The 17,630-nt window shown below is 72.0% G+C and carries 16 protein-coding genes and 1 pseudogene; 2 read left to right on the top strand and 15 right to left on the bottom strand.

All coding sequences use genetic code 11. The annotated features are described in order from the left end of the window. Positions 1-245: 245 nt before the first annotated feature. On the bottom strand, positions 246-2,114 hold the full coding sequence (lepA, locus tag IH50_RS0106515) for a translation elongation factor 4 (protein ID WP_030858236.1): 1,869 nt from the start codon (positions 2,112-2,114) through the stop codon (positions 246-248). Between the two features lie 243 nt (positions 2,115-2,357). Between lepA and rpsT the strand changes: the two genes are divergently transcribed. Next, complete coding sequence (rpsT, locus tag IH50_RS0106510; RefSeq protein ID WP_030858234.1) at positions 2,358-2,624, top strand: 30S ribosomal protein S20; 267 nt, start codon at positions 2,358-2,360, stop codon at positions 2,622-2,624. 189 nt (positions 2,625-2,813) lie between these two features. Here the strand turns inward: rpsT and holA are convergent, their stop codons facing one another. The 8 genes from holA to IH50_RS0106470 all read right to left on the bottom strand — a co-directional run bounded on the left by holA (position 2,814) and on the right by IH50_RS0106470 (position 7,697). Continuing rightward, positions 2,814-3,791 carry a DNA polymerase III subunit delta gene (gene holA / locus IH50_RS0106505; RefSeq protein WP_030858232.1) on the bottom strand — a complete coding sequence of 326 codons (978 nt, stop codon included), beginning with the start codon at positions 3,789-3,791 and terminating at the stop codon, positions 2,814-2,816. A 107-nt stretch (positions 3,792-3,898) separates the two neighbouring features. Then, positions 3,899-4,153 (bottom strand): hypothetical protein, encoded by a 255-nt coding sequence (locus IH50_RS0106500; RefSeq protein WP_199822053.1) that lies wholly within the window; start codon positions 4,151-4,153, stop codon positions 3,899-3,901. Positions 4,154-4,241: 88 nt separating this feature from the next. Beyond that, a complete protein-coding gene (locus IH50_RS0106495) occupies positions 4,242-5,081 on the bottom strand; it encodes an arylamine N-acetyltransferase family protein (RefSeq protein WP_030858228.1) in 840 nt (279 codons plus the stop codon). A 129-nt stretch (positions 5,082-5,210) separates the two neighbouring features. Continuing rightward, positions 5,211-5,594: a hypothetical protein gene (locus IH50_RS0106490; RefSeq protein ID WP_030858226.1), complete on the bottom strand. Its 384-nt coding sequence runs from the start codon at positions 5,592-5,594 to the stop codon at positions 5,211-5,213. Next, positions 5,591-5,731: a hypothetical protein gene (locus IH50_RS41575; RefSeq protein ID WP_158801173.1), complete on the bottom strand. Its 141-nt coding sequence runs from the start codon at positions 5,729-5,731 to the stop codon at positions 5,591-5,593. Before IH50_RS41575 ends, IH50_RS0106490 begins: the two co-directional genes overlap by 4 nt. After that, a complete protein-coding gene (locus tag IH50_RS0106480; RefSeq protein WP_030858216.1) occupies positions 5,728-6,105 on the bottom strand; it encodes a DUF6415 family natural product biosynthesis protein in 378 nt (125 codons plus the stop codon). The genes IH50_RS41575 and IH50_RS0106480 overlap by 4 nt, the downstream gene beginning before the upstream one ends. Continuing rightward, the gene (locus IH50_RS39110) at positions 6,102-6,326 is read right to left on the bottom strand and encodes a hypothetical protein (protein WP_030858214.1); all 225 of its coding nucleotides are present in this window, start codon (positions 6,324-6,326) and stop codon (positions 6,102-6,104) included. Before IH50_RS39110 ends, IH50_RS0106480 begins: the two co-directional genes overlap by 4 nt. 186 nt (positions 6,327-6,512) lie before the next feature. Further along, positions 6,513-7,697, bottom strand: a complete 1,185-nt coding sequence (locus tag IH50_RS0106470) for a helix-turn-helix domain-containing protein (RefSeq protein WP_030858212.1) — start codon at positions 7,695-7,697, stop codon at positions 6,513-6,515. A gap of 121 nt (positions 7,698-7,818) precedes the next feature. Between IH50_RS0106470 and IH50_RS0106465 the strand changes: the two genes are divergently transcribed. Beyond that, positions 7,819-8,367 (top strand): flavoprotein, encoded by a 549-nt coding sequence (locus IH50_RS0106465; RefSeq protein WP_030858210.1) that lies wholly within the window; start codon positions 7,819-7,821, stop codon positions 8,365-8,367. Positions 8,368-8,396: 29 nt separating this feature from the next. Here IH50_RS0106465 and IH50_RS40785 read toward each other — a convergent pair. From IH50_RS40785 to leuS, 6 genes and pseudogenes are all read right to left on the bottom strand, one after another. Then, positions 8,397-8,498, bottom strand: a pseudogene (locus tag IH50_RS40785) (arylamine N-acetyltransferase); the annotation flags it as partial. A gap of 4 nt (positions 8,499-8,502) precedes the next feature. Beyond that, positions 8,503-11,055, bottom strand: coding sequence for a ComEC/Rec2 family competence protein (locus IH50_RS0106455; protein WP_051767204.1), 2,553 nt, complete (start codon positions 11,053-11,055; stop codon positions 8,503-8,505). Continuing rightward, positions 11,052-12,023 carry a helix-hairpin-helix domain-containing protein gene (locus tag IH50_RS42440; RefSeq protein WP_420709022.1) on the bottom strand — a complete coding sequence of 324 codons (972 nt, stop codon included), beginning with the start codon at positions 12,021-12,023 and terminating at the stop codon, positions 11,052-11,054. The genes IH50_RS0106455 and IH50_RS42440 overlap by 4 nt, the downstream gene beginning before the upstream one ends. A 514-nt stretch (positions 12,024-12,537) precedes the next feature. Then, positions 12,538-13,383, bottom strand: coding sequence for a DegV family protein (locus IH50_RS0106445; RefSeq protein ID WP_030858205.1), 846 nt, complete (start codon positions 13,381-13,383; stop codon positions 12,538-12,540). Positions 13,384-13,477: 94 nt separating this feature from the next. Continuing rightward, a complete protein-coding gene (locus IH50_RS0106440) occupies positions 13,478-14,194 on the bottom strand; it encodes a hypothetical protein (protein ID WP_030858204.1) in 717 nt (238 codons plus the stop codon). 211 nt (positions 14,195-14,405) lie between these two features. Next, the gene (gene leuS / locus IH50_RS0106435; protein ID WP_030858202.1) at positions 14,406-17,273 is read right to left on the bottom strand and encodes a leucine--tRNA ligase; all 2,868 of its coding nucleotides are present in this window, start codon (positions 17,271-17,273) and stop codon (positions 14,406-14,408) included. Between the last annotated feature and the right edge of the window lie 357 nt (positions 17,274-17,630).

Raw genomic sequence — 17,630 nt, 5'->3', positions numbered from 1 at the left:
CATCCTCCGGGGCCCGCGACGGTGCGGCTGGCTCAGTGCGGCTGGGGTTTCCTCGCGCCGTTGTTTAACTCGCGAGTAACTATCGAGCACGGACAGAGTAAAGGGCGACCGGCCACGGCGTAAGGGGTCACGGCCTGTCACTTCACACAGGGACAGCTACCCCGTGAACGCGCGGGGCCCGTCGTACGCGAGTACGACGGGCCCCGTTACGCCCGGTTCGCGGAGTGACCCGCGGTAACCTCCGGTTACTTCTTGCCCTTGCCCGATCCCGCGCTGTCGTCGCTGGAGAGGACGGCGATGAAGGCCTCCTGGGGAACCTCCACGGAACCCACCATCTTCATCCGCTTCTTGCCTTCCTTCTGCTTCTCCAGCAGCTTCCGCTTGCGGGAGATGTCACCGCCGTAGCACTTGGCGAGGACGTCCTTGCGGATGGCGCGGATGGTCTCGCGGGCGATGACCCGCGAGCCGATGGCGGCCTGCACCGGCACCTCGAAGGCCTGCCGCGGGATCAGCTCCTTGAGCTTGGCGACGAGCCGCACGCCGTACGCGTACGCCTGGTCCTTGTGGGTGATCGCGGAGAACGCGTCCACCTTGTCGCCGTGCAGCAGGATGTCGACCTTGACCAGGCTGGAGGTCTGCTCGCCGGTGGGCTCGTAGTCCAGGGAGGCGTAGCCGCGGGTCTTGGACTTCAGCTGGTCGAAGAAGTCGAAGACGATCTCCGCGAGCGGGAGGGTGTAGCGGATCTCCACCCGGTCCTCGGAGAGGTAGTCCATGCCGAGCAGGACACCGCGCCGGGTCTGGCACAGCTCCATGATCGAGCCGATGAACTCGCTGGGCGCCAGGATGGTGGCGCGCACCACCGGCTCGTACACCTCGCCGATCTTCCCCTCGGGAAACTCGCTCGGATTGGTGACGATGTGCTCGCTGCCGTCCTCCATGACCACCCGGTAGACCACGTTCGGCGCAGTGGCGATGAGGTCGAGGCCGAACTCGCGCTCCAGCCGCTCACGGATCACGTCGAGGTGCAGCAGGCCGAGGAAGCCGACGCGGAAGCCGAAGCCGAGGGCGGCGGAGGTCTCCGGCTCGTAGACCAGGGCGGCGTCGTTGAGCTGGAGCTTGTCGAGGGCCTCGCGCAGCTCCGGGTAGTCGGAGCCGTCCAGCGGGTAGAGGCCGGAGAACACCATCGGCTTGGGGTCCTTGTAGCCGCCGAGCGCCTCCTCGGCGCCCTTGTGCTGGCTGGTGACGGTGTCACCGACCTTCGACTGGCGGACGTCCTTCACACCGGTGATGAGGTAGCCCACCTCACCGACGCCGAGGCCGTCGGCGGGCAGCATCTCCGGGGAGTTGGTGCCGATCTCCAGCAGCTCGTGGGTGGCGCCGGTGGACATCATCCGGATCCGCTCGCGCTTGTTGAGCTGGCCGTCGATGACACGGACGTACGTCACGACACCGCGGTAGGAGTCGTAGACCGAGTCGAAGATCATCGCGCGGGCGGGGGCGTCCGCGACGCCGACCGGGGCCGGGATCTCGGCGACCACCTTGTCCAGCAGCGCCTCGACGCCCAGACCGGTCTTCGCGGAGACCTTGAGCACGTCGTCGGGGTCGCAGCCGACCAGGTTCGCCAGCTCCTCGGCGAACTTCTCCGGCTGCGCGGCCGGCAGGTCGATCTTGTTCAGTACGGGGATGATCGTGAGGTCGTTCTCCATCGCCAGGTAGAGGTTGGCGAGGGTCTGGGCCTCGATGCCCTGGGCGGCGTCGACGAGGAGGATGGTCCCCTCGCAGGCGGCGAGCGACCGCGAGACCTCGTAGGTGAAGTCGACGTGCCCGGGGGTGTCGATCATGTTGAGGATGTGCGTGTTGCCCTGGTCGTGGGTGGGAGCCCACGGCAGACGCACCGCCTGGGACTTGATCGTGATGCCGCGCTCACGCTCGATGTCCATGCGGTCGAGGTACTGAGCGCGCATCTGCCGCTGCTCGACCACTCCGGTCAGCTGGAGCATCCGGTCGGCGAGCGTGGACTTGCCGTGGTCGATGTGCGCGATGATGCAGAAATTGCGGATCAGCGCGGGGTCGGTACGGCTCGGCTCGGGCACATGGCTGGGGATCGCGGGCACGCAGGGTCCTGATTCTTGAGGCGTCCGCATACGTGTGCTTGTGCGTCTGCGGTCTCGGGTCGGATCGATACGTAGCTTCCATCGTCCCACGCGCGGCGACCGGAGACGGGTTTGGGCCACTGAACGGGCCGCTGGTAGTGTGGGGGGCTGTGTCTCATGCCCTCTCAGCACGAGGCACACCTTCGGAAAATCACCGGTACGCGTCCCGTGCGGGCTCGTGCCAGAACCTGTAGAGGCTCATTCGTGGCGAACATCAAGTCCCAGATCAAGCGGAACAAGACCAACGAGAAGGCCCGGCTGCGCAACAAGGCCGTCAAGTCCTCTCTGAAGACCGCGATCCGCAAGGCCCGCGAGGCCGCCGCCGCGGGTGACGTCGAGAAGGCCACCGAGTACCAGCGCGCCGCCGCGCGTCAGCTCGACAAGGCCGTCTCCAAGGGCGTCATCCACAAGAACCAGGCCGCCAACAAGAAGTCGGCGCTGGCTCAGAAGGTCGCGGCCGTCAAGGGCTGAACCACCCTCTGATCTGACCGCCGACCGGACCCCGGGCGGGCCCTCTCTCATCCGCCCCCGGCCGGCATCCCGAGCTCGTACGCGGCCTGCGTTCGCCACGCGGGTACGGGCTCACACGCTTCATCCGAAGGCCCCGCCCTCACACCCTTCCCCGGGTGGTGGGCGGGGCCTTCGGCCTCTTCCGTGCCGTTACGCCCGTCCCCGCGAGCGGGCCGCGCGGGCGATGGTGACGACCGCCTTCTCCAGGGCGTACTCCGGATCGTCCCCGCCGCCCTTCACGCCCGCGTCCGCCTCGGCGACCGCGCGCAGCGCGACGGCCACGCCGTCCGGGGACCAGCCGCGCATCTGCTGCCGCACCTGGTTGATCTTCCAGGGCGGCATGCCGAGATCGGCGGGGCGCGCGTTCGGCGACGACTGGAGCTTGCCGATCGCCCGTACGCCCTGGGCCAGCGCGCTGGTGATCAGCACCGGGGCCACTCCGGTCGACAGCGACCAGCGCAGGGCCTCCAGGGCCTCCGCCGCACGTCCCTCGACCGCGCGGTCGGCGACCGCGAAGCTCGACGCCTCGGCCCGCCCGGTGTAGTACCGCCCGACGACCGCCTCGTCGATCGTGCCCTCGACGTCCGCGACGAGCTGGGTCACCGCCGAGGCCAGCTCCCGCAGATCACTGCCGATGGCGTCGACCAGCGCCTGGCACGCCTCCGGGGTGGCCGACCGGCCGGCGGTGCGGAACTCGCTCCGTACGAAGGCCATCCGGTCCGCCGGCTTGGTCATCTTCGGGCACGCCACCTCCCGCGCCCCCGCCTTGCGCGCCGCGTCGAGCAGCCCCTTGCCCTTGGCGCCGCCCGCGTGCAGCAGGACGAGCGTGATCTCCTCGGCCGGCGAGCCGAGGTACGCCTTCACGTCCTTGACGGTGTCGGCGGGCAGGTCCTGCGCGTTGCGTACGACGACGACCTTGCGCTCCGCGAAGAGCGACGGGCTGGTCAGCTCGGCGAGGGTGCCGGGCTGGAGCTGGTCCGGTGTCAGGTCGCGTACGTCCGTGTCGGCGTCGGCGGCCCTCGCGGCGGCCACCACCTCCCGCACGGCACGGTCGAGCAGCAGGTCCTCCTGGCCCACGGCGAGCGTCACCGGGGCGAGGAGGTCGTCGGATGCGGTCTTCCTGGCCATCGCGACAAGCATCCCACGCGCCACTGACATCCCCGTCCGGCCGGCGGCCGCCGGGTGCGGCCGCCGGGTGCGGTCGCCGGGTGCGGTCGCCGGGTGCGGCCGCCGGGTTACGGCTCCTCCCGCCAGCCGTCCCACTCGGCCACGAACTCGTTCAGCTCCCCGGGGTCCAGCCGGGCCGGCTCGTCCCGCAGGACGACGAGCCACTGTGCGTCCTCCGCGTCGTCCTCACCGGCGAGCGCGTCCCGCACCAGCCGGGGCTCCTCGTCCACGCCGAACCGTTCCCCGAGGGCCTCGGCCACCTCCTCCGCCGCATCACGGTCGGGCAGCACCAGCACATGTCGCACATCACTCACACGGGTCATTGTCCGGCACCGGGTCAGCCGCCCGTCCCGGTGCCGGGTCAGCCGCCCGTCCTGGTACCTGGGTCAGCCACCCGCCCCGGTACCGGGATCAGCCGCCCGTCCCGGTGCCGCGCGCCGTCGGCACCGTGTCCAGCACGATCCCGAACCGGTCCCGGTAGAGCGCGAGCGCCTCCTCGTCCGTCCCGGCCTCGTGCTCCCGCCGCGTCCCGTCCGGCGCGGTGACCGTGAGCCGCCGGCCGCTGAGCGTGATCCGGCCCCCGTCCCCGGTGATCCGCGAGCACACCGGCGACCGCGTGAAGTGGGAGGCCGGTGAAGTGCTGTGCCACCACGCCCCGGCCATGAAGTCGGCGAGCACCCGCGGCCGGACCTCCAGCCGGTACACCGGCCGCCCGTTCCGGCTCACGTCCAGGTCCGCCACCTCCACCCGGTCTGACCCACCGCGCACCCCGGCCGCATCGGCACCCGCCTCGGCGATCCGGAACGCACCCCCGGGATCCTCCTGCTCCCCACGCTCCCCGAAGGCCAGCGGGAGGTGGAAGTGGGCGCCGAAGCCGACGTCGGCCAGCCAGTCCCCGCCGTCCACCGTCCGCACCCGCAGCGCGAGATGGTCGTACGGGATGCCGAGCCGGCCCCCGTCGCCGTACACCCGCGCCGCGAGCATCTGGACGTCGTAACCGAGGGCGGCGAGCAACGCCCCGAACACCCCGTTGAGTTCGTAACAGAACCCGCCCCGCCGCGCCTCCACCACCTTCTCCAGCAGCCGCTTCTCCTCCAGCACGATCTCCTCGCCGAGGTGAATGGACAGGTTCTCGAACGGCACGGTCTCCAGATGCCGCAGATGCAGCTCACGCAGCGCGTCCACGGTGGGCCAGGCGGGCTGCCCGACGCCCAGGCGGCGCAGGTAGGCGTCGACTTCCGCGGTGCTCATTCCCTCGTTCATGTCCTCAGTGTCGCGCCCCCCGGCCCGCAGGACGGTGACCGTGCCCGGTGCCGGGCGGGAGAAGGCCCCGCCCGTCCGCCACGGGGGCAACGGACAGGCGGGACCGGTCTGTGAGGGCTACGCGCAGCCCTTGCTCTTCCCGGTGTCGGTGCAGGCGACCAGCACACGGGTCACGAACTGTCCGCGTGCGGACCAGTAGCCGTACCACACGTCCCTGTTGACCCGTTCGCGCAGCCGGGCCCGCGAGTACTCCAGGCGTGTGGTGATGGGGAACGAGGCGGCGTCCACCGGAACATGCTCGTTCAGCTCCTCGTCCAGCCAGGCCACGGCCTCGTCGATCTGCTGTTCGGTGAAGACGCGCAGGCCGGGCCGTCGGTCCAGCCACTGGGCGAGCTCGACCGGTGGGAAGGAAGGCGGGGCGAGGCCCTTGCCGACCTCGCTGTCGGTGTAGCCCTTACCGGTGTACGCAAAGGCGTGCCAGTGGACAAATGCGGCGGTCACGGACGCAGACCGTAGCGCAGGCGAGGGGCCGGCAAGGGCTCCTCGGTCAGGGCCGCACGGCGGAGTGTCGCGGCCATCTCTTCCGTGTCCATGGTCAGCAGGGCGCCCACGAGGATCTCGCGGACGTCCACGGTCACCGCGCGGCTTCGTTCAGCGCCTCGTAGTGGTCGCACAGGGCGTTGAGGGCGCGGGCCAGGCGCCGGGCGTAACCGGGGGCGCCGCCGAAGCGAGGGGACGGCTGTGTCTCCAGTCGGCTGCGGGCCTCCCACACGCACCCGAGGACGGTGTAGCGGTGGACGCTGTTCTCCTCCAGCGTGCGGGCCGCTGCCTCCACCTCGGGGACCAGCAGCGCAAGGTGGCCGCGCACGAGGGCGGTCAGTGCCTGGAGCTCGTCGCCGGTGGGCGGCAGCGCTTCGGGGACGGCGTCGGGATCCAGCAGCCGGTTCACGGTCTCGCGCATCGTGGCGATGTCGACCGGTGTGGTCCGGGTGTTCGGGCGGGTGGTGTTCACCGTGTCACCGCCCGGCGGGTGCGGTGGCGGGGGCACCGGCAGGGCGGGAATCCGAAGGAGCCGGGGGCGAGCGCGGCCGGGTCCTCCCCGAACCCGACGGCGACCACGGTGCCCCGGTCCTCGATGACGGACCCCTGCGCGTTCACGGTGTAGACCCGGATCGTCATCTTGACGCCGGGCTTCGGCTTGACGCCAGGCTTCAGTGGGGCTGTAGCGTTCATGGTGTTGACGCTCCTTCTCACGGTTTGAGCGTTGGCCGGCCCCGGAGTCGTTCGCGCGGCTGCCGGGGCACACCGAGCCAGACGACCGCTGGGGCTGCGCTCTGCGTCACTCTGACCCGGTGTGAGTACAGCGTGACCCTGTGAGAAGGGCGGAACGCTCACAGTTCTGTGAGCGTTGTGAGCGTGCTACAGGCCGATCCAGGCCGCCATGTGGTTGAGCGTGTCCGGCGTACGGCGAGCCAAGTGCACCAGTCCAGTGATCGTCTCCCGGGCGGCCGGGTGGTACCGAGTCTGCTCCGGCGCCGCACGGCGCGCTTCCACCAGCGTCTTCAGCGCAGACTCGGTGTGCCCCGTCTCCATCTCGGTGCGTGCCTTTTCGATCAGGAAGTGCGCACGGCGGGAGACCGCCAGCTGGTGCGGCACCTTCATCTTCCGGGCCTGCTTGAGGGCGTCGTCGTACTGGCGCATTTCGACAGCGGCGGACATCTTGTGCAGCGCCACGTTCGTCGGCCCGAAGGACAGCCAGTGCACGTCGGAGGCGTCACCGATCCGGTCGGCGATCTTCCGGGCCTCGCCGATGTGTACGGTCACCCCCGAAGGGTCCTCCGCGCGCGCCGCGATGACGGACTCCCCGAGATGGAGCTGGCCCGCGACGGCCAGCGCCTCCCGGGTGGACCCAGCCTGGTCGACCACGCTGCGCCCAGCGGTGACCAGGCGCTGCCCGATCCGGTACTCGCCCTCCCGGAAGTACACCAGGGCCCGCATGTACTGGCGGACGGCGGCCAGGCACGGGTCGGAAGCCCGCTGCGCCGCCCAGTCCATCCGGTCCAGCGCGACCGTCGACAGGTCGTAGTAGCCGAGCTTCACACTGATGTCGTGCGCGGTGCGGTACGCCGACGCAAGGGCCTGCCATACCTCGGTCGTCGGCATCGACCACGCGGTGTGCGTCAGCTCGGCAATCACATCCGGCAGCTCACGGGCCGCGTTGCGCAGGTGCGTGGCACGCACCTCGGCACACAGGTGGTCGGCAGCGGCGATGAGCCGATCCGTCGGCCGCACGCTGATATCCGGGTCGGGGCCGAGGTCGTACAGGTCCAAGGACTCCCGGATGGGTCTTACGAGTTCAGCAAGCCGGTCCCGCTGCAATTCGGTCACATACGGCTGCCCGGTCAGCACGGTCACGTCGATGGTCAGGGCCTTTGCACACGCGGCCACGAAGGCCGTTGTCGCCGGTCGGGCGCCGCACTCCACCTGATTGAGGTAGCTGTACGAGTACGGCAGGAGGTCGGCCATCTGTCGCTGCGTCAGCCTGGCCAGTCTGCGCTGCTCCTTGATGCGCGCGCCCGTGTGGTCGTCGTCCAGTGTTGTCATACTGGTCCCCGTTCCAAGCACCCACTTGGTTTGGGACAGTACCCCCGGCCGACGGCCCGGGTGTGCCTTTCCGCTCCCGACTCCTCCATAAGAGGGGGCGGTTGTGTGATCGGATGGCCGCATGACCACAGCTGAACGCGTGCTGTACCTGTTCGGTTCGGCCGCCCCGCCCGTGTTCGACATTGCTCAGGTGGTCCGGGACGCCCAAGCCCGAGGCTTCGACGTGTGCCTGGGACTGACCCCGACCGCCGCACGCTGGCTCGCCCCCCAGCAGGCCGAGCTCGAACAGCTCACCGGCCACCCGGTCCGGTCCGATTACAAGCTGCCGGGCGAGCCCGACGTATGGCCGAAGGCAGACGTCATCGCTGTCGCGCCGGCCACCTTCAACACGATGAACGCCTGGGCGCTGGGCATCACCCGCGACTTCGTCGTCGGGGTGGTGGCCGAGGGTATCGGCAAGGGCATCCCGCTCGTGGCGATGCCCTGCGTCAATGCGGCCTACGCGCGGCATCGGCAGTTCGAGCGGAGCGTGACCGAGTTGCGCGACATGGGTGTGCGCGTCCTGTACGGCGAGGACGGGTTCGTACCGAACCAGCCGGGTCAGGGCCGACCGGAGGAGTACCCGTGGCACGCGGTACTTGACGCCGTGGAGGACACCAGCGTCCGATAGGCAGTCACGCGAACCGGATGCGGGGGTTACAGCTCGCGCAGCGCGTCCACGGTGGGCCAGGCGGGCTGTTCAACGCCCAGGCGGCGCAGATAGGCGTCGACTCCCGCGGTGCTCACATCCCCCTCAGCCATGCCCTCAGTGTCGAGCCACCCGCATTTCCTCACCCCCGTTCTCGCCGGCGGCCACCGCCAGTGCGCCGTCCCGGTCCGTGCGCAGCACCGTCGCTCCCCCGGCCCGCAGGGCGGCGAGCGTGTTCGGGGCGGGGTGCCCGTACGTGTTGTCCTCCCCCGTGCTGATCAGCGCCAGCCGTGGGGCTGCGCGGCGTATGAGGTCCGGATCTCGGTATGCCGAGCCGTGATGGGCGACTTTGAGGACGTCCACGTCGGTCAGGCTCCCGGCCGCCGGTGATCTCGCCAGGGCGCGCTGGGACGGGGGTTCCAGGTCCCCGAGGAGGAGCAGGCGCAGGCCGGCCGTGCGGACCAGCATGGCGACGCTGGCGTCGTTCGGGCCTTCCGGCGCGGAGTGGGCGCTCGGTGGGGGCCACACCACCTCCCAGGACAGATCTCCCGTGCGCCGTGCCTCGCCGGCCGCGGCGTGCGTCACCGGGATGTGCCGGGCGGCGGCGAGTCTCCGGACGAACGCGGCCTGGTCGGTGGGTTCTTCGAAGGACGTCGTCTCGACGGCGCCCACCGCGCGTCCGCGCAGGACGCCGGGCAGGCCCGCCACGTGGTCGGCGTGGAAGTGGGTCAGGACCACCAGGGGGACGCTGGTGATGCCGAGGGAGCGCAGGCAGTGGTCGACGAGGGCCGGGTCGGGGCCGGCGTCCACGACCACGCCGGTGTTCTCGCCCGCCGCCAGTACCAGCGCGTCGCCCTGGCCGACGTCGCACATCACCATCCGCCAGCCCGGCGGGGGCCAGCCCGTGATCGCCCGGGTGAGGGGCCGTGGCTGCAGCACCACCAGTACCAGCAGGAGTGCGCAGGCGGCACACCACCAGGGGTGGCCGAGCAGGCGGCGGCCCACGAGCAGCGCGGCCAGGGTGACCGCGCCGAGTGCCGCCGCGCCGGTCCAGCTGCCGGGCCAGTCCACTCCCGCGCCGGGCAGCGCGGCGCCCGTTCTGGCGACCTGTGCGATCCACTCCGCGGGCCAGCTCGCGCACCAGGCCAGTGCCTTCGCCGCCGGCATCACCAGCGGTGCGGTGGCCAGGGCCAGGAAGCCCAGCACCGTGGCCGGTGCGAGCGCGGCCTCCGCGAGCAGGTTGCAGGGGATCGCCACCAGGCTGACCCGCGCCGCCAGCACGGCGACCACCGGCGCGCACACGGCCTGTGCGGCGCCCGCGGCGGCCAGCGCCTCCGCGAGGCGGGGCGGCACACCGCGCCTCCGCAGTCCCGCGCTCCAGCGTGGCGCGAGGGTGAGCAGCGCGCCGGTGGCCAGCACGGAGAGCAGGAAGCCGGGGCTGCGGGCCAGCCAGGGGTCGTAGAGCACCAGGAGCAGGACCGCCGTCGCCAGCGCCGGGATCAGTGATCTGCGGCGGCCGGTGGCGAGCGCGAGCAGGGCGACGGAGCCGCAGGCGGCGGCCCGCAGCACGCTGGGGTCGGGCCGGCACACGATGACGAAGGCGAGGGAGAGCGTCGCGCCGAGGAGTGCGGTGGTCCGCAGGGGGATGCCGAGGCGGGGTGCGAGTCCGCGTCGCTCGGCCCGCTGGGCCAGGCCGGGCGGGCCGAGGAGCAGGGCGAGGAGGATGGTGAAGTTGGCGCCGGATACGGCGAGTGTGTGGGTGAGGTCGGTCTCCCGGAACGCCTCGTTCAGTTCGGGGGTGATCCTCGCGGTGTCGCCCACGACCAGGCCGGGCAGCAGCGCCCGGGCGTCCGCCGGCAGTCCGGCGGTCGCCTCCCGCAGTCCGGCCCGCAGCCGTCCCGCCAGTCGCTGCGGGCCCGACGGCCGGCCCACGGTCTCGGGGCCGTCGCGGCCCTTCACTCGCAGTACGGCGGCGAACCGGTCGCCGCCCGCCCTCGCCGGGGCGAGCCGTGCCTCGACGCGGAGGCGGGTGGAGGGCAGGAGGGTGAGCCAAGGGGAGCGGTTCGCGGCGTCCGGTGCGGTGCGTCCGGAGGGGCCCGGGTCGACGATCAGCAGGACGGGCGTGCGGGTCGTCTCCGCCGTGCCGCCGGCCCGCTCCACCCGTCGTACGTCGGCCTCGATCAGTACGGAGGTGGGGGCCATGCGGTTGCCGCTGACCCTGGGCCGGGTGAGCCGGGGGTCGGTGGTGATCTCGACCTCGGCGGTCACCGGGGCGTACTCCCGCGCCAGTGCGGGCACGGGGCCTCGTCGCAGGTCCGCGCCGTGCAGTCCCGCCGATCCGGCGGCCGCGGCGACGCAGAGCAGTGCGGCGGCGGTGGCATGGGCGGTGGCCCGTCCGCGTCCGGTCAGGCGGCTGCGCGCCAGGAGGAGGGCGCCGGCCGTCAGCAGGGCGGCGATCACCGTGCCCGCCACCCGGCCGGGCGGGGCGTGCAGCAGCACGGCGGCCGTGGCCCAGGCGGCCAGGGCGGGCGGGACCAGCCGCAGGTCCGTCGGTCCCTCCTGCCTCGGGTGCGCGGCGCCGAGCCGCTTGCCGGAGGCGGCGTGGACGTGCTGCCGGGCGGTGGGCCGCGGGGGCGGTGGTGCCGTCGTGTCCGCCGGTTCGGTCCTCATGGCCGTACGAGGTTCCGCAGCTCCGCGAAACGGCGGTCGCCGATGCCGTTCACCTCGCGGAGTTCGTCCACCGAGCGGAAACCGCCGTTGCGGGTGCGGTGGTCGACGATGTGCTGGGCCAGCACGGGGCCTACTCCGGGGAGGGCGTCGAGCTGGTCGAGGGTGGCGGTGCTGAGGGACACCGGTGCGGTGGGGCCGGCTCCCGCCGCCGTACCCGTACCGCCGCCGGGGGCTGCCGCGGCCGGTGCCGGGCCCCCTACGACCACCTGCTCGCCGTCGACGAGGAAACGGGCGCGGTTCAGGGTGTCGGTCCTGGTGCCGGGCCGTACTCCGCCGGCCGCCCGCAGCGCGTCCTCGACGCGTGAACCGGCGGGCAGGCGGTGGATTCCCGGGTCCCGCACCTTGCCGCTGACGTCGACCACGATCTCGGTCCCCGCCGGTCCCGGGCCGCCGGGCCTCACCGCACCGTCCGGCGCGGCCTCCCCCTTCACTGTGTCCTTGCCGTGCTCCCCGTGCGGAACCGTCGCCGCCCGCACCACCTCCGGCGCCCGTACCGGCTGGGTCCGTCCGGTCCAGAAGTGCTGTACGGCGAACCCCACGGCGATCACGAGCAGTACCGACAGCGCGGCCACGCTCCGCCGCTCCATGCCGCACCGCGTCTGCACCCATAACGGCAGGCGCTCCCGCAGCGCGAGCCCGGCCCGCTCCCGTCGTCCCCGTGCGGACGCTCCACCGGCTTCCTCCGGGTTCGTGGTACCGCCCTCGTCGTCCAGCGCGACCGCGCCACCACCGGGCCCCGCCGCGAGAAAGTCCCCGGCGGCCGTCGACCGCCCCGGCGCGGCCCGCAGGTCCACAGCCGCCGGCCGCCCCGGCTCCGCCGACCGCTCAGGAACCACCGGCCGGCAGACATCCGCCCACCGGTCCCCGGACCCCGGCCGGCCCGTGTCCACCGCCCGGTTCCCAGCCATCGCCGCGTGCTCCCCGGCGCCCTGGTGCTCCACCGCCGCCGAGCGGCCCTGGTCCGGCACGCGGTCCGCGGCCGTCCCACGGTCCGCACCGCCCGCGCAGTCCGCACCGCCCGCGCGGTCCACCGCCCCCGGCCGGTTCCCGGCCGCCGAGGAACCGGCCCGTGTGATGCGGCGGGTGCCGGTCAGGGCCCAGGCCGGGGGGCGCCTGCCGTGCGCGGTGTGGTCGTCGCCGTCGAACAGTGATTCCGCCCGGCGGCGGATTTCCTCCGCCGTCGCCCGGCGGTCCCGGCGCGGGGGCCGGCCGCGGGGCTCGGCCGGCCTGCGGTGGCGGGCACGGCCGTCGGAGGCGGGTGGGCGGCCCGGGCCGCTGGTCGCTGTCCCTGTGCGTGAGCGTGATCGAAGTGCCATGCCACGAGGATCCGGCACCTCGGCCCATTCGTGATGATCTTGCCTGTTTTCCGGGGACTACCGCCCGGTTGTGGACAACTCCGTCACCCGTACGAGCACACCGGCCTCACCGGGCCGAGACCACGACCCCCAGCAGTCCGGGCCCCGTGTGCGCCCCGATCACCGCGCCCACCTCGCTGACGTGCAGGTCGGCCAGGCCCGGCAGCCGGGTCCGCAGCCGGTCGGCGAGGGCCGACGCGCGCTCCTGCGCGGCGAGGTGGTGGACGGCGACGTCGACCTCCGCCCCGCCCGCCCGCTCGGCCGCGATCTCCTCCAGGCGGGCGATCGCCTTCGACGCCGTACGGACCTTCTCCAGCGGTTCGATCCGGCCGCCCGCGAGCTGCAGCAGCGGCTTGACCGCGAGGGCCGAGCCCAGCAGGGCCTGCGCGGCGCCGATCCGGCCGCCCCGGCGCAGATAGTCGAGCGTGTCGACGTAGAAGTAGGCGGACGTGTCCGCCGCCCGCTTCTCCGCGGCCGTGACCGCCTCGTCCACCGTGCCGCCCGCCTCCGCGGTCTCCGCCGCCGCCAGCGCGCAGAACCCGAGCGCCATCGCGATCATGCCGGTGTCCACCACCCGTACCGGCACGGGCGCCTCGCGGGCGGCGACGACCGCCGCGTCGTAGGTGCCGGAGAGCTCGGCGGAGAGGTGGAGGGAGACGATGCCGGTGGCACCGGACTCGGCGGCCCTGCGGTAGGTCTCGGCGAACACCTCGGGGCCGGGCCGTGAGGTCGTGACGGGGCGCCGCTTCTGCAAAGCCTGGGCGAGGGAGCGGGTGGAGATCTCGGTGCCCTCTTCGAGCGCGCGGTCGCCGAGGACCACGGTCAGGGGTACCGCCGTGATGCGGTGCCGCTCCATCGTCCGGGCCGGCAGGTAGGCCGTTGAATCGGTGACGATCGCGACATGGCGGGACATGAGCTGGAGGTTACCTGCCGTAGTGCCCGTGCGGCAGCCCGGCCTCGCGGGGCGGGGCCGACGGTGGCCGGATCAGGGGGTGCTCACGTGGTACTCACGTGGTGCTCTCGGGGCGGGGCTTCTTCTGCCAGGAGTAGGTGGGGCGCGGTGCCGGCGGGGTGATGGCGGGCCGGTCGGTCCGCTGCTCCGGTTCCTTCGCCGGGGCGGGCTCCGGGGCGTCGGCGGCGGGGGTCTCGGGCCAGGGCGGGGGTGCCGGGTGCCGCTCCGTGGTGGTCCAGTGGCGCAGGGCCCCGGCCTCCATGTCGATCTGCTCGCTCAGCGAGTCCAGGTCGTCGGAGGCGAAACGGCGGGCGCGGTCGCGGGCCGCCCAGCGCAGGGAGTCCGCGGCGCTCGTGATGCGCTCGGTGCGCTCGCGCAGCTCGGGCAGCCGGGCGGCGAGGGTGGTGCGGTCCGGTTCGGACTCCAGGCGCCTGAGCTCGCCGTCCAGTTCATGGCCGTGCGCGCTGAGCCGCTGGAAGAGACCGAGGGACTCCTTGAGGGACTCGTCCTCGGTGACGGCGGCCTCCAGGGCGTCCTGGGTGGCCCGCATGGAGGTGCGCAGCCCCAGCCGGAGCTGGGCGATCTGGCCGGCCGGGCCGGGCTGGGCGAAGGCCTTGGCCCGCAGGGTGTGGTCCTCGACCGTGCGGCGGGCCTGGGTGAGGTGGCGGTCCGCGCTGCGCTTGGCGGCGCCGACGACCTTCACCGTGGCGTAGGCGCCGAGCGCGACGAAGAGCACGAAGAGCAGGGCGACCACTGCGAACACCGTCTCCACGAAGCTCCTCCTCCGGGCCTTCCGGCCTGTCCCGGCGCACTTCGCGCCGCTCTTCAACGGTAAACGCAGCGGGCAGGTCCGGAGTTCCTGAACAACCCCGAACCTGCCCGTAAGGGACTACCCGGATCACCGGACCACCGGACCACCGGACGCCCTGAAGCCCGGGGCCCGTCCGGCGGATCGCACCGGACGGGCCCCCGAAGCGCTCACCTCACGCCGGGACGATGTTCACCAGCTTCGGCGCCCGGACGATCACCTTGCGGATCCCGGCGCCGTCCAGCGCCGCGACGACCCGCTCGTCGGCCAGCGCGACCTTCTCCAGCTCGTCCTCGGCGATGTCCGGGGACACCTCCAGGCGTGCCTTGACCTTGCCCTTGATCTGTACGACGCAGGTGACGGTCTCGTCGACCACGTACGCCGGGTCGGCGACCGGGAAGTCCCGGTGCACCACGGAGTCCGTGTGCCCCAGCTTGCGCCACAGCTCCTCGGCGATGTGCGGGGCCAGCGGGGCGACCAGCAGCACCAGGGACTCCGCGACGGTGCGCGGCAGCGCCTCTCCCCGCTTGGTCAGGTGGTTGTTCAGCTCGGTGACCTTGGCGATGGCGGTGTTGAAGCGCATGCCCTCCAGGTCGCCGCGCACGCCGTCGATCGCCTTGTGCAGGGCGCGCAGGGTGTCCTCGTCGACGTCGTCGGTGTCGACGACGGTGACCTCACCGCTCGCCTCGTCGACGATGTTGCGCCACAGCCGCTGCAGCAGCCGGAACTGGCCGACCACCGCGCGGGTGTCCCACGGCCGGGAGACGTCCAGCGGGCCCATGGCCATCTCGTACAGGCGCAGCGTGTCGGCGCCGTACTCGGCGCAGATCTCGTCCGGGGTGACGGCGTTCTTCAGGGACTTGCCCATCTTGCCCAGCAGGCGGGTGACGCGCTCGCCCTGGTACCAGTAGCCGCCGTCGCGCTCCTCGACCTCGGCGGCCGGTACGGCGATGCCCCGGCTGTCGCGGTAGACGTAGGCCTGGATCATGCCCTGGTTGAACAGCTTGTGGAACGGCTCCGCGGACGACACGTGTCCCAGGTCGTACAGCACCTTGGACCAGAAGCGGGCGTACAGCAGGTGCAGTACGGCGTGTTCGGCGCCGCCGACGTACAGGTCGACGCCGCCGTGCGGCATGCCCTCGCGCGGGCCCATCCAGTACTGCTCGACGGCCGGGTCGACCAGCCGCTCGCTGTTGTGCGGGTCCAGGTAGCGCAGCTCGTACCAGCAGGAACCGGCCCAGTTGGGCATGGTGTTGGTCTCGCGGCGGTACTTCTTCGGCCCGTCGCCCAGGTCCAGGGTGACGTTGACCCAGTCCTCGTTGCGCGACAGCGGCGTCTCGGGCCGGGTGTCGGCGTCGTCCGGGTCGAAGGTGCGGGGGCTGTAGTCCTCGACCTCGGGCAGCTCCAGCGGCAGCATCGACTCGGGCAGGGCGTGGGCGACGCCGTCCTCGTCGTAGACGATCGGGAAGGGCTCGCCCCAGTAGCGCTGCCGGCTGAACAGCCAGTCGCGCAGGCGGAAGTTGACGGTGCCCTCGCCGTGGCCCGACCGCTCCAGCCACTCGATGACGCGCGCCTTGGCCTCGGCGACGCCCAGGCCGTCCAGGGAGACCTCGTCGTTCGACGAGTTGATGATCTTCGCGTCGTACGAGGAGAAGGCGTCCTCCCATGTGGAGGTGTCCGTGCCGCGGCCGTCGGTCGGCTCGACGATGCAGCGGATCGGCAGCTCGAAGGCGCGGGCGAACTCGAAGTCGCGCTGGTCGCCGGCCGGGACGGCCATGATCGCGCCGGTGCCGTAGCCCATCAGGACGTAGTCGGCGATGAAGACGGGGACCTGCTCGCCGTTGACCGGGTTGGTGGCGTACGCGCCGATGAAGACGCCGGTCTTGTCCTTGGCCTCGGCCTGCCGCTCGACGTCGGACTTGGCGGCGGCCTGCGCGCGGTAGGCGGCGACGGCCTCGGCGGGCGTGGCGTGCCCGCCGGTCCACACCGCGTGGGTGCCCTCGGGCCACTCCTGGGGCGTGAACTTCTCGACCAGGGGGTGCTCGGGCGCCAGCACCATGTAGGTCGCACCGAACAGGGTGTCGGGGCGGGTGGTGAAGACGGTGATGCTCTCGCCGTCGATCGGGAAGCCGACGCGGGCGCCCTCGGAGCGGCCGATCCAGTTGCGCTGCTGCAGCTTGATGGCCTCGGGCCAGTCCAGGGCGTCCAGGTCGTCCAGCAGACGGTCGGCGTAGGCGGTGATGCGCATGTTCCACTGGCGCAGCTTGGCCTTGAAGACGGGGAAGTTGCCGCGCTCGGAGCGGCCCTCGGCGGTGACCTCCTCGTTGGCCAGGACGGTGCCCAGGCCGGGGCACCAGTTGACCGGCGCGTCGGAGGCGTAGGCCAGGCGGTACTCGCCCAGGACGTCGGCGCGCTCGGCCTCGGTCAGCTCGCTCCAGGAGCGGCCGCCGGGGACGGCGCGCTCACCGGACGCGAACTGCTCGGCCAGCTCGGAGATCGGGCGGGCCCGCTTCGCCTCGTCGTCGTACCAGGAGTTGAAGATCTGCAGGAAGATCCACTGGGTCCACTTGTAGTACTCGGGGTCGATCGTGGCGAACGAGCGGCGCTTGTCGTGGCCCAGGCCCAGCCGGCGCAGCTGGGACTTCATGTTCTCCATGTTGGCCTCGGTCGACACGCGCGGGTGCGTGCCGGTCTGCACCGCGTACTGCTCGGCGGGCAGGCCGAAGGCGTCGAAGCCCAGGGTGTGCAGGACGTTGTGCCCGGTCATGCGCTGGAAGCGGGCGAAGACGTCGGTGGCGATGTAGCCCAGCGGGTGTCCGACGTGCAGTCCCGCACCCGAGGGGTACGGGAACATGTCCATGATGAACTTCTTGGGCCTGGCGGCCGTCTCCGGATCGCCCGACAGGTCGCCGCTCGGGTTGGGAGCGGCGTAGGTGCCGTCGGCGTCCCAGAAGTCCTGCCAGCGTGCCTCGATCTCGGCGGCCAGGGCGGCCGTGTAGCGGTGCGGCGCGGCCTCCGCGGCTGCGGGGTTCGTCTCGCTCATGATCCTCAATGCTCCATCGATCGTCTCTGCCTGCTGCTGCGGACTTCCCGGAAATGAAAAATCCCCTCGCACAGGAGGGGACGCCGCGCCGATTCCGGCCTGCCGGTCACCGGCGGTCGGGACTGATCAGCGCGGCCCGCTAAGCAGAAGGCGTACGGCACGCATGGCGCCAGGGTACCGCAGCCGCCGATCCGGCCGCGACGCGCTTCCGCGACACGTTGACCCGAGGTCAAAGATTACTTCGCGTAACGACCGCTAAGGGGCATCACAGCGGCCTCATCGTCATTTGATAACAGCGCAATAACTCAAACCTCGTACTCATCGGTATGACGCCCCTTAGAGTTCGGCAGCGGGACC

This window comes from Streptomyces sp. NRRL S-37, assembly GCF_000721605.1.
Classification (GTDB): Bacteria; Actinomycetota; Actinomycetes; order Streptomycetales; family Streptomycetaceae; genus Streptomyces.
This window is presented reverse-complemented; position numbering and strand designations above follow the sequence as displayed.